Source organism: Vibrio sp. 10N.222.55.C6 (genome assembly GCF_041473395.1).
Taxonomy (GTDB): Bacteria; Pseudomonadota; Gammaproteobacteria; order Enterobacterales; family Vibrionaceae; genus Vibrio; species Vibrio crassostreae_C.
The window spans coordinates 1-360 of sequence record NZ_JBFRSD010000440.1 but is presented as its reverse complement, the minus strand read 5'-3'; the positions used below and the strand labels follow the sequence as shown (position 1 = coordinate 360).

The following is a 360-nucleotide window of genomic DNA, read 5'->3' as shown; positions in this document are numbered from 1 at the left end:
GAGCATACTGTCTGTTTTTTGCAGAATCTCTTCCGTGTTTTCATTAGCGTAAATAGCAGCACCAATACTCAAAGTACAACTGAGCTGTCGACCTTTGTGCTCACAATGAGACTGGCTCACTGTTCTTAGAATACATTGTAAGTATCGTTCTAGGGCTTCATGGTTTGTAATACTAGAAATGATACAGAACTCATCTCCACCTATACGAAACAGGTTATCCCCCTCTTTCAAGCTCACTGAAATCAATTTAATTACATGAATGAGTAAAGCATCCCCTGCAGGGTGACCGAATTGGTCGTTAATGCCTTTGAACTTGTCGACATCAAATCCGATGAGACTAAAGGGTTCATTTCGCTGTAT

1 protein-coding gene is annotated in these 360 nt (G+C 40.6%); it reads right to left on the bottom strand.

Annotated elements, in window-relative coordinates; all coding sequences use genetic code 11:
- Positions 1 to 360 (bottom strand): GGDEF domain-containing protein (locus AB4486_RS24490; RefSeq protein ID WP_372119254.1); only part of this gene is annotated, 360 nt, incomplete at both ends.